Below are 14,397 nucleotides of genomic sequence, written 5' to 3' on the forward strand. Positions count from 1 at the left end.
TTCTCGCATTTTATGACTTAATTTTAGGTGAGAGACTATTTTTGATAGTCAGCTAAAATGGCTTTTCCGTTGTCTCCAGCTTCCTCGGCCCACTCTTTAGCCATTGTTTCGCCTACAGACTTAAGCGATGTCATCAGATCTTCCGTTGGCGCTGCCACTTCAATTCCGTTCTCTGCAAGGGCTGCAGTTTGAACAACCGTTTCTTTTTCTGCCATTTCCCAACCGCGAGTTTCCGCAAGCTCAGCTGTCGCCAGTAATTCGCTCTGCACTTCGCTCGGTAAACGTTTGAAAGCGCGTTTGTTAACAATAACCATGTTCTTCGGAATCCACGCTTGTACATCGGTATAGTTGGATAAATAGTCCCAAGATTGGCTATTTACACCAGTACTTGATGAAGTGATCATCATATCGACAATACCAGTGGAGAAGGCTTGCGGAATCTCAACGTTTTGTACAGTTGTTGGAGTCGCATCAAGCAAAACCGCCAGGCGAGAGAGCGTTGGGCTGTAAGCACGCATTTTGGAGCCTTTGATATCGTCGACAGAGTTGACTGGTTTTTTACTGTAAATGCCTTGAGGTGGCCAAGGAACGGAATACAGTAACATTAAACCATCTTCGTCTAGTCTTGCTTCAAGAGCGGCTTTGGATGCGGCATATAAATCTTTAGCTTGCTCAAAGTTGGTCGCTAAAAATGGAATGTTATCAAGTTTAAAAATTGGGTCGCTATTCCCTAAGATACCAATGAAAACTTCGCCAATCGCGACTTGTTGAGTCCTAACTGCACGAGCAATTTCTGGGTGCTTGATTAAAGATGAGCCTGTATGTACAACAATCTCTAGTTCACCATCGGTTGCTTGTTTCACTTCGTTAGCAAACTGGACAATGTTTTGGGTGTGATAAGTCGCATCTGGATAAGGCGTTGCCATGTCCCAACGAGTTGCAGCGTAACTGGTGCTGCTCGTGAGAAGTGCAATCGCGATGAGAGATTTTTTCAATATTGGTTTGATCATAGCCTATTCCTCGAAAGTAATTCCATGGCACTGAAAATTGGATGTGGAGTAAAAATCACCTGAATATTCCATAACGCACAATAAATACTAGCTTGTTGCTGGAATAATCAACGAATTCAACTTTACCTTAACGGCATTTAAACAGTTTGACAACAATTAAAAAGTGATTAGGATTTAAAGTGCATACAAAATGTATTTAAAAGTGAATTGTATTATCATGGATGACGTTAGTTGAATAAGGAAGCTTGTTATGAAACTGAATTGTGACTTAGGTGAAAGCTACGGTTGTTGGACAATTGGCATGGATGACGCGGTAATGCCTTTTGTTGATATGGCAAATATAGCGTGTGGTTTTCATGCCTCAGACCCAGATGTTATGGGACGAACAATTAAAAATGCAGTGCGCCATGGTGTCTCGATCGGCGCACATCCTGGGTATGATGATAAGAAAGGATTTGGGCGCCGTTCAATTCCGCATACCCATGACGAACTCAAGAATTTAGTCGCTTATCAAGTCGGAGCAATGCTTGGTATGTGTCAGCTAAATGGGGCGAGTATGGATTACATCAAGCCTCATGGTGCTTTATACAATGACATGATGGCCAACGAGCGTGTATTTACCGCAATTGTTGAATCCATTTCAGAAGCGAATTTTTCAGTACCATTGATGATTCTGGCAAAAGCAGATAACCAAGCCTACCAAGCAATTGCAGAGTCTTATGGCGTAAAACTGCTATTTGAAGCGTTTGCTGACCGAGCCTATACCACTGAGGGCTTTTTATCATCACGTGAGATTGCTGGGTCGGTATATCACGATCCTCAGCTTATTATTAACCAGGTTAAGCAACTCACAGAACAAGGTACGGTGACAACCATTGATGGTCATACTTTGGCACTGCAAGCTGACACAATATGCGTTCATGGAGACAATAAAGAATCCGTGGCGACAATTGAAAAATTACGAAAAGCGATTCGTTGATGGAAATACAGGTTTCTCAAATATCGGAGACGAGTGTTATTGCATATATCGGTGATGAAATCTCTCCAGAATTAGTAGACAAACTGTCATTGTTTACACAACGGGTTCATGCACAATTTCCTCTGCAAGTAACTGATGTTATTTCTTCATATACGTCAGTTTTGATTGAGTTTCATCCATTAAAGTTGGCAGTTAGAGAGTTACTCGAATGGTGCGAAACCGAACTTGTGAATTTAGATCGAGATACGTCCCAAAACGGTCTGAAAAATGTGGTAGAGCTACCCGTTTATTATCACCCAGAAGTCGCTCCAGACCTTGAGGCGCTCGCGTTTGCTAAAGGCCTTTCAGTTGAGGATGTCATTAATATTCATCGGCAGGCTGAATACACAGTATATGCGATAGGTTTTGCTCCGGGTTTTGCTTTTCTAGGATCGGTGGATGAACGAATTTCTGCTCCTCGTCATAAAGAGCCGAGACTCAAGGTTGCGAAAGGCAGCGTTGGTATTGCCGATTCGCAAACCGCTGTTTATCCACTGGAAACTCCTGGAGGCTGGAACATTATTGGAAATTGCCCGCTGGCGCTCTTTGATGTGAACAGTGATCCAATGATGCCATTTAATGTCGGTGACCGTATTCAGTTTTCTGCAATTAGTCGTGAACAGTTTTTGGATCTTGGGGGGATAATCTAATGGGATTAAAGGTCGTTGCTCCCGGTGTGTTGTCGCTAGTTCAAGATCTCGGAAGAATGGGTGTTGCACGGCAAGGTTTGAGCGTTGGTGGTCCCGTCGATATGCATGCATTTTGTTGGGCGAATTATTTATTAGATAACTCAGCCAATACACCTGCTTTGGAAATCACGATGGGGGGAGCGGCTTTTAGCGCACTTTCCGACGTGATGCTGTCTATTTGTGGTGCCGATTTGTGTGCAAACGTTGACGGAAAACCGATAGGGAATTGGCGCTCATTTACCCTCCGTAAAGGTCAAACTCTTAAGCTGGGATACGCTAAAACAGGTATGAGAGCGTACCTTGCTGTGAGAGGTGGATATGATGTCCCGATGGTCTTTGATAGTGCGTCAACAGTCGTTAGGAACGGGATAGGTGGATTAGCTGAACGTGCTGGAAAAGCGTTAGCGGTGAACGATATTCTACCTGTTAAGGCAAATGAACAGGCTATAAGAGATGATATCGATAATTGGGTACCACGTCGTTTTATTCCAAAGTATTCTGATTGTTTAAGTATTGGGGTTATTGAATCTTATCAAGCAGACAAGTTTTCTGTTGAGGCTCGATATGCATTTTATGAGAAACCCTATGTGGTGACTGATAAGATGGATCGAATGGGGATGAGATTAGAGGGGAATGTGGTTCAGTGTGATGTGTCGGGCATTATCTCAGAAGGCATTGCGTTAGGAGCTATTCAGTTTCCAGCCAATGGCCAACCGATTATCTTATTGAATGACCGTCAAACGCTCGGTGGTTATCCTAAACTTGGCTGTGTTTCAAAAATGAGTTTGATGAAGTTAGCTCAAGCCAAGCCAGGAACGCGGTTAAATTTTTTTCGAGCTGAAATTGAGAATGAATCTGATGCTTACCGCCAATTTATGACGTTTTTCGACCTTTAATTGCTACGACACGTTGATTCAATATTCACCTTTTGGTAAGCCGCGATGATCTTGCTCGCCATTATTGGGTCACTCTTGGCACTGCGATGATAGTGCAATAATATTTTATCTAAATATTGTTGCACTATTGCGTACTGTTCGGGGCGATTAACCTGCCACATTCTACTTCCAACTAACGCGACGTCTGAGCCTGCTGTATCTATCTGCTTTTTTATTTTAATGACTTCGTAGTAACGGCCGTTTTCTTCTAAAACGGTTTCGTCGATGAGCGATAAGTGGTGATGTCGTAGCGTTTTTCGAACGTGAAATGCGTTGTTGACAGGGCACAGCAACAGCTCAATGTTGTCGTATTGGGTGTTTTTTAGCAGAGCTTCTAGCATCGTGACCATTAGATCACCTCCAATACCAGCGATAATCACAAGATGTCGACCTGAAAAGGATTCTAAGGGCAGTTTGGCGACATCGGCACAATGAACTTGCCAGCGCTGGGAACAGTCGGGTAAGTGTCGGTTAAGTTTATCTTCAAGTTGCGCCATTAATTCAGGAACAATATCAACAAAATGCACCGTACTTGTGGAGCTTTTAGTGAGCAAATGTGCGCCTAGGTAACCATGATCGCAGCAGCAATCCCAAATATGGTCATACTGTCCGTCTGTCATGGAGGCAAGTTGAGTTAAGCGAGTTCCGAGTTTCACATTCTGGGTCATATCGAGGATTAGATCATTAGTGTAACGGGTTTTGTTAGTGCTGCGAAGGCGTATTGAACTGTGATAGTCTTGCCGTCTTGAGCATCACGCGAAAAATATGAATAAGGAAGTGATATGAGTACCTCTCAAGCCAATAACCCACTTCATGGCGTTACCTTAGAGATGATTGTAACGAGATTGGTCGAACATTTTGGTTGGAAACGCCTTGGTGAAATGATTCCGATTAATTGTTTTAATTCAAACCCATCAATTAAGTCGTCATTGAAGTTTTTACGTCGGACCGAATGGGCAAGAAACAAAGTCGAAGCAGTATATATCGAAACATTTCATTAGATTTACTGGGTAACTTACGTTGGAATCGTGATAATGAAAGATAAATCGAACGCCAATGGTGCTGCACAGATTGAAAATCCTTGCATTCGGAATTGTTGTCTTGATCAACATGATATTTGTGTTGGTTGTTTTCGCAGTTACGAGGAAATTATTTCTTGGCACACGATGACGATCAAAGAAAAGCAATCAGTTTTGGTACTCGCTTCGACACGTAAACCAAATATGCGTTAGCGACTCATTTAATCGTTTAAAAATCTTATCTATTAGTATAAAGGCTTATTTGGAGCAAATATGTCGCAAACTAAAATTAATTCTCACGATGAATATTATGATCAGCGGTTTAATAGGCTCTGTTATTCAGAATTCGAATTTGAAGGTGTTACTTTTGAAGTTTGTGAATTTGTCGACTGTGATTTTTCTCAATCTACTTTTCTCAATTGTACATTTAATGAATGCAAATTTGTTAACTGTAATTTGAGTTTAGTGAATTTACCCGCGAGTCGTTTATTCGATGTTATATTCAGTGAATCAAAGTTGGTTGGTATTGATTTTACTAAGGTTGATTGGCCAACGTTTCATGTTGACTTTGAACTGCAGTTTTCCCGTTCAATATTAAACGGTATTTCTATGTTTGGTTTGACATTAAATCGATTGATTTTTGCTGAATGTAAAGTCATAGACGCCGATTTTCGAGAAGGAAACTTTGTCGATTCAAATTGGAGAGGTTGTGACTTTTCAAATAGCTTATTCATGAACACTAATCTGAAAAATGTCGATTTGAGCGAGTCATGTTATTACGACATCAATGTACTAAATAACCAAGTGGAGAATGCGGTATTTAGTCGTTTTGAAGCACTGAATTTATTGGAGAGCTTAGGAGTTAAACTCGTAGATTGAACTCATGCCATTTTTTTATCTTAATTATAAATAGCCAGGTAATAGGGGTTTCTTCTGGTGTTAAATTACTTTATGTCATTATTATGTAAAAACTCAATAGGAATGATTGAGTAATGTCATCAATTTGTTAGGGGTTATTTGGTCTTTGTCAGTATAAAATCAAACATTTTTGATGTCTCGGATATAAAACAAATGGAATAAAACCTTACCAATTCTATGATTTTGGAGTGTTAGTTTATGCATAAGCCAAAAATTCAGTCTACAATTATCCTCATATTTCTATATATTTAATCGTTGTTTTAAGGACGCCTACACCATGAAGAAATGGCTTTTTGCCATCGCTCTAATAGCGGTTTTTTTGGGCTTATTTACAGGATATTTCACAGGTTCAAAACTTGATGATGAAAGCCGAGTTTATGCTGAACGAGCGATCCCAGCAATTTCTCGTCGCTTTGATAGTAATAATTTCTTGCATTTTGCAAGTAGCCAGATTAAAGAACGCTATTCGATTAATGAACTTGATACCATGATGAACGATTATACGGAGTTTGGAGACTTTGTAGAGTTTACTGGCTTGACAGGAAAAGCAGCTAGGGGGTTTAAATTTTGGGATACATCAGAACATAGCATCACTGCCAAATATCAAGCGTATGTAGAATTTGAAGAGGCAACAACGGTTGTTGAAGTGGAATTGATAAAATCGATACGAGGCTGGTCGATCCTAGAGTTTAAGATTTACCCTATAAGAAGTTAACTAGTCGCGCATTCAATTATGAAAGGTGTCACTCTAGACATCTTCATTAATAATTCTATCCCTCTACCCATATTCATTGGTATCTGAAATCTAGCTGTATTCATTTGATCCAGTCGACTTTGGATGGCTCAAGCTATTTAAACTTATTGCTCATAAAAAATGAATGCGCGAGCTTTACTGATTGCTTCGAATAAATTAAGGCAGTATGGGTTAGAGAAATTAGAACCTGATCGGTTGCTCCATCAAATGTCGCCTCTTTGATATCAACTGTCCCATCACCACGCTCAATACCAAATGCCAAACCCACCCCAATATTCTTCGTTCCGATAATTACGCCGATGGGAAGCCGGGTAAATTCTGAGACTCCGTTTGATAACACTTGCGATGTTTTGTCATGCCCAAAAAGAAAATCACGGTAAGGTGTGGTGGAGAAGTATTGTGCTATCTTACTGCCGTGATAAGGCGTACCAAGTGTTACGACACTTTTGCAGTTCGCTGGAGCTTGATATTCACCAAGGTATTGGTTAATGACAATACCGCCTAGGGAATGGCCTAGGAAGTATACGTTGTCGTGTTTAAGAGAGCAGCACAACGCATGCAAGCGGTCGAGAACTTTATGAGAATAGTGACGAGATGAATAGCCAAAGTTGTAGGTATCGTAACCGAGCTTCCGAAAACGTAATTCAATTACTCGCATCGCAGTTGGTGACATAAATAAGCCGTGGACAATGATAATCGCTTTTGACATTACAGATTTGACCTACTGAAACTTGAATCAGAAAAGAAGATTTTAATAACGTTAGAATTTACACTGTGAATTAAAAATCCTCAATAGGACTACTGACAGAAAAAATAGATTCTTTACGGACAATTTGTACAACGCTTCCCTTCTTTATTTCGTTAAATCAAAGGGTTTAGTACTGAGGCGAGAGCCCAACCGCTGAAGTGCCATATCGTTTTGAGCATAGTGGACCAACAATAAAATTGAATTGAGCTAAAAGAGATTAATTCTCATTTAATAATTTGATAAAATGAGTCACGAATTTGTTATTGGAATTAAATGATGGACGAAATGGAAGCACCGCAATCAATTCATGCTGGACATGAGCGCATACAGCGGGTGTTGGCATTTATTCACGCGAATATTTCGGAGGCGATTTCCTTAGAACAAATTGCGGTTCATAGTTGTTGGTCTCGGTGGCAATTACAGCGTGTATTTCAGCGCCAAACAGGGATAGGTGTTGCAACCTATGTACGTGAGCTTCGTCTCAGCAATGCCGCAGAACGAATTCTCGATACGTCCGATAAAATTATCGATATCGCGTTTGAACATGGGTTTAATTCTGAGATAAGTTTTAGCCGAGCATTCAAGCAGATGTTTAACGTCAGCCCGCGCGCCTATAGAAAAGCAGGAATCAGGACCGGATTACGTAAACCCCTGCATTACCCTACACGTCCACTGCAATATACAAAAACAGCAACGGCCTTGGTTGATGTCCGAATTAACAGTGCTCAAGCCTTTTCTATGGTGGGCATCTCCGGAGAAATTAATGGTATTTTCGATAGTAACCCTAATTTCCATTTGCGTGTCCCGGAAATTTGGGTTGAATTAAATCAATTGATCGATTGTAAACCTATAAACCATATTGGTGTGTTTGATTTGATTTCCAATGATCAAACCCAAATTAAATATTGGGCAGGGATAGAGTTAGAGTCATTCGAGGGTATCTCATCACCTGAATTAATGAGTTCGTTACATCGATTAGATATCCCCGCTCAAACCTATGCAGTGATCAAACATTCAGGGCCTATTCATGAACTGGCATCATCGATTGAATGGGTATTGCTGCATTGGTTACCTAACTCGGGGTATACCGCAATTGATGGTTACGAAATAGAGAAATATCCCGCTCACTTTGAACAAGGTACACAAGAACATCTTCTGGAATATTGGATCCCAATTCAAGCATGCTAATGACTTTTTTTTCAGTTATATGGGGGTTAGTTGAGTATTTTCGTTAGTAAAATTTCGACCGTTGGTTGTGGTAATGAGAATTATTTATATTTAAATTGAACTTTGCACCAAATTGTTAACTTTAAAAATGTAATCTTTGTAAAATCCCCACAAACGAGATTAGTTATCATTTACATTATTGGTGTTACACAATGGACAGTTCAATTTTATTTAAACGCTCAGCCGTTTCAATTGCATTACTTGGGGTTTTATCTGGCGCTGCAGTGGCAGATGAGGTGGTAAGCGAAGACTCAGAAACCATCACGATATTAGGAAAAACATATCGAAACACCGCAACAAAAACAGCGTTACAACCTGAAGAAACACCTCAAGGGATAACGGTTGTTGACAATGAACTCATAGAACAACGCTCAGTTAAGTCATTAAATCAAGCATTGCGTTATTCACCGGGTGTGACCACGGAATACCGCGGCGCTGCTGTAACGATGTTTGATTCCTTTAACATCCGAGGTTTTGATGTAGAGCAGAGTCACTACGATGGGCTATTACTGCAGTTTTTAAACGGGTGGAACTTACAACCTCAAATCGACCCTATCGCAATGCAGCAAGTTGAAGTGTTCAAAGGGCCAACATCAGTACTCTATGGTTCTATGCCTCCTGGTGGAATGGTGAATATTATTGCTAAGTCACCGCAAGTCGACTCCGCGACTAATGTCGGAATCGCGACGGGGTCACGTAATCTAGTGGAAGCATCGGTTGATACGACAGGGCAGGTATCAAATAGTGACTTGTCTTACCGTTTTGTTGCATTGGCTCGTAAACAAGATAGCCAAGTTGATAATGCAACAGAAGAGCGCTACGTCATCGCGCCGTCGCTTAACTGGCAAGTGTCTGACCGCACTTTGGTTAACTTTAACCTTTATTACCAAAATGACCCAGCAATGGGGGTTAACGCCTCAGTGCCAATCATCAGCGGTGACTATGGCTCAACATCTCCATCTACATCAGTAAGTGATGTCAATTGGAGTGATTTTAAACGCGAAGTGCTGATGATCGGTTATAAGATTAACCATGACTTTGAAAATGGTTGGTCGTTTCTACAAAATGCGCGTTATACCGACGCCGAGCTTTTCCAGAAAAATACCTGGCACGAAGAATCGCAATTTAATGAGGCGACCGGTGATCTAGACCGCTACGCGTATACGACAGACGAAACCTCTACAGGATTTGCTATTGATAACCAGTTGACGGCTCAAATCGTCATTGGCGATGTAGAGCATAACCTGTTGTTTGGTGTTGACTATCAACATCTAAAGGGTGATGCGAATTATACTACCTATGGCACGGTAACTGGATTTAATATCTACAATCCAGATAACGATATGATCGATGCCAGTTCATTAGAGAAAGGCGGTGAGTATCTGGATAAAGTGTCTGTTGAACAGCTTGGCATCTACTTCCAAGATCAAATTCGTTATAACCGTTGGGTATTGATTGCGGGTGGTCGTTATGATTGGTATGAATCAACAAGTGATTACAGCGGGTATTATGAAGAAGCAGACCAAAACCAGTTTTCTTATCGTGTAGGTGGATTGTATGAATTTGACAATGGTGTCTCTCCATTCTTGAGTTATGCAACTAGCTTTGAACCGGCAGCAGGATTAGATGGCGATGGTGACCCTTACGATCCAGAGCTTGCTCAACAGGTTGAGGCTGGTGTGAAATATTTGTCGAACGATATGTCTTACGAAGCGACGGCATCGGTCTTCCATATTGTTAAAAGCGATGCATTAATGGCCAACCCTGACGACCCGTGGGCTGCAGCTTTACAGGTTGGGGAATTAACATCTCAAGGTTTGGAGCTAGAAGGTCGTTGGTTTGTTAATGAATCCGTTGATGTGAGCGCAAGTTATACCTATGTCGATATGGAAGTCACTGAAGACACGCAAAATGGTCTAGAAGGAACAACGCCAATTTACATTGCAGAGCATACTGCAAATCTATGGGTCAATTATCAAGCACTTGATGGAGCGTTAAGTGGTACTCGCATTGGTGGTGGAGTTCGCTATGTGGGTGAAATGCAAATGAATGCCGAAAACACTGAAGGAATGGTGCCATCGTATGTCATTACCGATATGTCTGTAGGTTACGATTTGGGTGAAATCAGTCCTTCATTGGAAAATACATCGGCAAACCTCGTCGTGAACAATGTATTTGACGAAGAATCGTATGCTTGTTTCGACAAAACATACTGCGCATATGGCGTAGAACGTTCATTCGAATTTAATGTAGATTTTAAATTCTAATCACGATCATTAGTCTATCGTCACAATGCTCAAAAACAGTTTGAACGCTGTTTTTGAGCGTTTTTAGTTAAAAGAGAAGAAGTTATGTTTCAGCTTGAAGGTGTCAGTATTGTAAAAGGCGAAAAAACGATACTCGATATTGCTGCCTTGGAAATACCCACGGATAAGTTTACGGTGATTCTTGGCCACAATGGCTCAGGGAAATCGACACTTGTTGATTTACTCGCGGGGCAATTACAACCCGATCGCGGGATGGTCAAGCTTGAAAGCACCTGTATCACCTCACTTGGGGCGAAACATCTCGCTCAAAAGATTGCGTACTTACCTCAATATTTACCCCAAGCGTCAGGGTTAACTGTTCGAGAGTTAGTCAAACTTGGGCGTTATCCTTGGCGGGGTGTGTTTGGACGATTTAACCAAGAAGACGACAATATCGTAGATGAAGCAATGCGTAGCACAGGTGTGAGTCAATATGAGCAGGACTCTGCTGAAAATCTATCCGGAGGAGAGCGTCAGCGTGCGTGGATAGCGATGCTGATCGCTCAACATTCTCCCATTTTAATCCTCGATGAACCGACTTCGGCATTAGATATCCAACACCAGTATCAGATTTTGGATCTACTGACTCAATTAAACCAAGAGCAAAACCGAGGAGTCATTGTGATATTGCACGACCTTAATTTGATTTTGCGTTACGCCGAACATGTCATTGCTCTAAAAAGTGGTCAGGTCAGTATAGAAGGTTGTACTGAAGAGGTGCTGACTGAAGATACGTTGTCAGATTTATATCAAAAACCAATCAAGTTGGTCGATCATCCAATCCATAAACATAAGGTCGCCGTCGTATGTTAATTTCATTTAATTGTTGGAGAAGTGCTTTTCAGATTGTGCTTCTCGTTGTTTCCATAAATAGTGCCGCATTTGCGCAGCACCTTGTCGTCGACAGCTTGGGAGAACAAACCTTGCCAGACGTGCCGATTCGCGTTGCTGCGTTAAATTGGGATATTGCAGAGCAGGTAATTGAACTTGGCGTAGCTCCTGTTGCAATGCCGGATATTAAAGGGTACACCGAATGGGTTGTAAACCCAGCAGTTCCACCGGAAACGCAGGATATCGGTTCTCGAGGTGAACCCAACTATTCTGTGTTACGAGAATTAAAGCCTGATGTGATTTTGGTCGCTTCTCCACAGAAAGATTTAGCGCCTAAACTTTCCGAAATTGCACCAGTTTTGTATTACGAAACGTACAGTGAACTTCACGACAACGCCGCGACCGCTATTACCAATTTTAAACGTATAGCCCATGTGTTGGGGAAATCCGATCTAGCAGAAACAAAATTAGCCAATATGGAAGCGGAGTTGGCGCAGTTGAATCAGCAATTGTCCGTCGCATTTCCTCAAGGTAAGCCAAAGGTGTCCTTATTTCGATTTGCTAGCACAACGTCGGTTTACCTGTATGCGGATAACTCAATGCCACAATACGCGTTAAATAAGTTGGGGTTTGAAAGTGCTTTACCTCGCCCGAGTTCTCAATGGGGTGTTACTCAAATGCGCATTACGCAGCTAAATAAGATCGGAGAGAATATTGCCCTTTATTTTGAACCTTTCGATCAGCAAGATTTTCTCGCTCAATCTGCAATCTGGCAAAGTATGTCGTTTGTAAAATCTGATTTGGTAAACTCGGTGCCTGCGGTGTGGAGCTATGGTGGCGCGATGTCCATTTTGTACAATGCCAGAGCGATAGCGAATACGTTAAATGAGGTAGCTGAAACTCAATGAAGTTAGGTTTTATCATTGGTGTATTTTGCAGCGCGGTAATATTGCACCTGACAACGATTCAAAATCAGTTTGGCCCCAGTCTCGCGTTTTTCAACACGGTATTATTTGCCCATCAAACCCTTAATGAGTCATTTGAATGGACTACATTTGTGGATGCCAGCCTTCCACGATTGGTGATGGCGATAGCGGTTGGCGGGATGTTTGGTTTGGTTGGAAGTCTATTTCAACAGCTTACTCAAAACCGCTTAATGTCGCCGCTTACGTTAGGTACATCAGCGGGCGCATGGCTAGGGTTAGTGGTTTTATCTGTTATGTTTCCGACGTTATCGTCGTCGTGGCAACCGTCCTTTGCCTTATTTGGAGCACTGCTTTCGATGGCATTGGTGGTGTCTATTGTTGGTGTTCGCAACTTAACCGGGTTACCAGTCATTCTTGCGGGTATGGCGGTTAATCTATTATTGGGCGCGTTCGCCACTGCGATCATTTTGCTCAATCAGCAATACGCCGATAACCTTTTTATCTGGGGGGCAGGAGACCTCGCGCAAAATGGATGGTTATCCGTTAAATGGCTATTGCCTAAATTGACGTTAAGTCTTGGTATTCTTATCTTTGCACCAAGAATATTAACCATATTAAGCTTAGGATCGAAAGGAGCGGAAGGTCGTGGTCTTAACACCAGTATGGCCTTTTTTATTTTGTCGCTTATCGGCGTTTGGCTTGTCGCGGTTTCGGTGACAACCGTTGGTTTGATCAGTTTTGTGGGTCTTATTGCTCCAAACCTAGCAAGATCATTTGGTTTTACGCGCTCGCGGCACGAATTGATTGCATCGATGGTTTGTGGAGCTTCGGTTTTGCTGATCACTGACAGTTTGGCTGTATATATTAGCCAGTGGTCGTTGGATCTGATCCCAACGGGAACCGCGACCGCAATTATTGGGGCACCACTGCTTATCGTGATCGCAAGAAGTAAATTCGTAGCTCAAGATGTATTGTCTCTTACGTTGCCAAAAGGCCGGCTCTATTTATCGACTGGTGTTTATGCCGCGGTCTGCACTATTGCGTTTATTATTGTTGTGGTGATGCTGTTTGTACCGGTGGGAGATGTGTCTTCATTTCGCATTCCAGACAGTTTTGAATGGAGTATTTTGTGGCCACGATTGGTTGCAGGAATGGCTTCTGGCGCAGGGCTTTCAGTTGCGGGTGTCATTTTACAGCGCTTGGTTTATAACCCATTAGCTAGCCCTGATATTCTTGGGGTGTCGTCGGGAGCCGTATTTGCGTTGGTATCAGTGAGCTTGGTGACGGGTGTTTCGATTCATGAAACCAGCTATGGTGTTGCCATTGTCGGTAGTGTTATCACGTTGGTTGGGTTGTTACTCTTGGGGCGTAAACATCAATTTTCACCATCGATGCTTGTACTCACCGGTGTTGCATTAACCGCGACATTAGAGGCATTAGTCCAATTTTCATTAACTCGAGTAGGGTCGGATAAATACGTCATACTCGGTTGGCTCTCGGGCTCAACCTATCGAGTTGGTGCGAGTGAAGCGCTGATAGCATTTGTTGTTGTACTGGCTGGCATTGGGCTCAGCTTGCAACTCAGCCGATGGTTAACATTGTTATCGACAGGGCATCGATTCGCGCGGGCACGGGGCTTACCTGTATCGATAAGCTATGTTAGTTTACTGGCGATAGTTGCAGTGTTCTGCGCGACGGTAACCACAACCATGGGGCCGGTTGCTTTTGTCGGATTACTTGCACCACATATTGCTACCTTGTTGGGAGCGAGGCATGTGAAAACGCAATTAGTTTTAGCCCCAATGATTGGTGCGGTTTTACTGTGTTCGTCAGATTTAATCGGGCAGTGGATCGTATTTCCTGCTCAAATCGCGGCGGGAACCGTGGTATCGGTTATTGGGGGAACGTACTTTATTTTCTTATTAACTCGAAGCCGGAATTTGTAAACTTGCGAGCACTTATTACTGTATCTCGTTCGGATTATAGCCAAACTGATGAAAAGATGGCCATTCAAAC

15 protein-coding genes are annotated in these 14,397 nt (G+C 42.2%); 12 read left to right on the forward strand and 3 right to left on the reverse strand.

What is annotated here, in order from left to right:
• Nucleotides 1-35: 35 nt before the first annotated feature.
• A complete protein-coding gene (locus tag ACXJY6_RS01410; protein WP_458767008.1) occupies nucleotides 36-1,010 on the reverse strand; it encodes a TRAP transporter substrate-binding protein in 975 nt (324 codons plus the stop codon).
• A gap of 250 nt (nucleotides 1,011-1,260) precedes the next feature.
• On the opposite strand from ACXJY6_RS01410, the gene ACXJY6_RS01415 reads away from it, so the two are divergent.
• Genes ACXJY6_RS01415 through ACXJY6_RS01425 form a run of 3 tightly spaced genes read left to right on the forward strand, consistent with a single transcriptional unit; the run spans nucleotide 1,261 to nucleotide 3,613 of the window.
• Nucleotides 1,261-1,989 (forward strand): 5-oxoprolinase subunit PxpA, encoded by a 729-nt coding sequence (locus ACXJY6_RS01415; RefSeq protein ID WP_458767009.1) that lies wholly within the window; start codon nucleotides 1,261-1,263, stop codon nucleotides 1,987-1,989.
• The gene (pxpB, locus tag ACXJY6_RS01420; protein ID WP_458767010.1) at nucleotides 1,989-2,678 is read left to right on the forward strand and encodes a 5-oxoprolinase subunit PxpB; all 690 of its coding nucleotides are present in this window, start codon (nucleotides 1,989-1,991) and stop codon (nucleotides 2,676-2,678) included. The genes ACXJY6_RS01415 and pxpB overlap by 1 nt, the downstream gene beginning before the upstream one ends.
• On the forward strand, nucleotides 2,678-3,613 hold the full coding sequence (locus ACXJY6_RS01425; protein ID WP_458767011.1) for a 5-oxoprolinase subunit C family protein: 936 nt from the start codon (nucleotides 2,678-2,680) through the stop codon (nucleotides 3,611-3,613). Before pxpB ends, ACXJY6_RS01425 begins: the two co-directional genes overlap by 1 nt.
• Here ACXJY6_RS01425 and ACXJY6_RS01430 read toward each other — a convergent pair.
• Nucleotides 3,610-4,320: a tRNA (adenine(22)-N(1))-methyltransferase gene (locus tag ACXJY6_RS01430; protein WP_458767012.1), complete on the reverse strand. Its 711-nt coding sequence runs from the start codon at nucleotides 4,318-4,320 to the stop codon at nucleotides 3,610-3,612. The genes ACXJY6_RS01425 and ACXJY6_RS01430 overlap by 4 nt on opposite strands.
• Before the next feature lie 114 nt (nucleotides 4,321-4,434).
• On the opposite strand from ACXJY6_RS01430, the gene ACXJY6_RS01435 reads away from it, so the two are divergent.
• The 4 genes from ACXJY6_RS01435 to ACXJY6_RS01450 all read left to right on the forward strand — a co-directional run bounded on the left by ACXJY6_RS01435 (nucleotide 4,435) and on the right by ACXJY6_RS01450 (nucleotide 6,304).
• Entirely contained in the window at nucleotides 4,435-4,653 is a 219-nt protein-coding gene (locus tag ACXJY6_RS01435; protein ID WP_458767013.1) for a VF530 family protein, read from the forward strand.
• Between the two features lie 33 nt (nucleotides 4,654-4,686).
• Complete coding sequence (locus ACXJY6_RS01440) at nucleotides 4,687-4,884, forward strand: DUF1289 domain-containing protein (protein WP_456051340.1); 198 nt, start codon at nucleotides 4,687-4,689, stop codon at nucleotides 4,882-4,884.
• 60 nt (nucleotides 4,885-4,944) lie between these two features.
• Nucleotides 4,945-5,550: a pentapeptide repeat-containing protein gene (locus tag ACXJY6_RS01445; RefSeq protein ID WP_458767014.1), complete on the forward strand. Its 606-nt coding sequence runs from the start codon at nucleotides 4,945-4,947 to the stop codon at nucleotides 5,548-5,550.
• A 316-nt stretch (nucleotides 5,551-5,866) separates the two neighbouring features.
• The gene (locus ACXJY6_RS01450) at nucleotides 5,867-6,304 is read left to right on the forward strand and encodes a hypothetical protein (protein ID WP_458767015.1); all 438 of its coding nucleotides are present in this window, start codon (nucleotides 5,867-5,869) and stop codon (nucleotides 6,302-6,304) included.
• A gap of 133 nt (nucleotides 6,305-6,437) precedes the next feature.
• Here the strand turns inward: ACXJY6_RS01450 and ACXJY6_RS01455 are convergent, their stop codons facing one another.
• Nucleotides 6,438-7,052 (reverse strand): esterase/lipase family protein, encoded by a 615-nt coding sequence (locus ACXJY6_RS01455; RefSeq protein WP_458767016.1) that lies wholly within the window; start codon nucleotides 7,050-7,052, stop codon nucleotides 6,438-6,440.
• Between the two features lie 315 nt (nucleotides 7,053-7,367).
• On the opposite strand from ACXJY6_RS01455, the gene ACXJY6_RS01460 reads away from it, so the two are divergent.
• The 5 genes from ACXJY6_RS01460 to fhuB all read left to right on the forward strand — a co-directional run bounded on the left by ACXJY6_RS01460 (nucleotide 7,368) and on the right by fhuB (nucleotide 14,327).
• Nucleotides 7,368-8,279 (forward strand): helix-turn-helix domain-containing protein, encoded by a 912-nt coding sequence (locus tag ACXJY6_RS01460; RefSeq protein ID WP_458767418.1) that lies wholly within the window; start codon nucleotides 7,368-7,370, stop codon nucleotides 8,277-8,279.
• Between the two features lie 191 nt (nucleotides 8,280-8,470).
• The gene (locus tag ACXJY6_RS01465; RefSeq protein ID WP_458767017.1) at nucleotides 8,471-10,585 is read left to right on the forward strand and encodes a TonB-dependent siderophore receptor; all 2,115 of its coding nucleotides are present in this window, start codon (nucleotides 8,471-8,473) and stop codon (nucleotides 10,583-10,585) included.
• A gap of 84 nt (nucleotides 10,586-10,669) precedes the next feature.
• Nucleotides 10,670-11,437: an ABC transporter ATP-binding protein gene (locus tag ACXJY6_RS01470; protein WP_458767018.1), complete on the forward strand. Its 768-nt coding sequence runs from the start codon at nucleotides 10,670-10,672 to the stop codon at nucleotides 11,435-11,437.
• A complete protein-coding gene (locus ACXJY6_RS01475) occupies nucleotides 11,431-12,363 on the forward strand; it encodes an iron-siderophore ABC transporter substrate-binding protein (protein ID WP_458767019.1) in 933 nt (310 codons plus the stop codon). Before ACXJY6_RS01470 ends, ACXJY6_RS01475 begins: the two co-directional genes overlap by 7 nt.
• Nucleotides 12,360-14,327, forward strand: coding sequence for a Fe(3+)-hydroxamate ABC transporter permease FhuB (gene fhuB / locus ACXJY6_RS01480; protein ID WP_458767020.1), 1,968 nt, complete (start codon nucleotides 12,360-12,362; stop codon nucleotides 14,325-14,327). The genes ACXJY6_RS01475 and fhuB overlap by 4 nt, the downstream gene beginning before the upstream one ends.
• Nucleotides 14,328-14,397: the final 70 nt, after the last annotated feature.

The organism is Vibrio phycocola, from assembly GCF_054404255.1.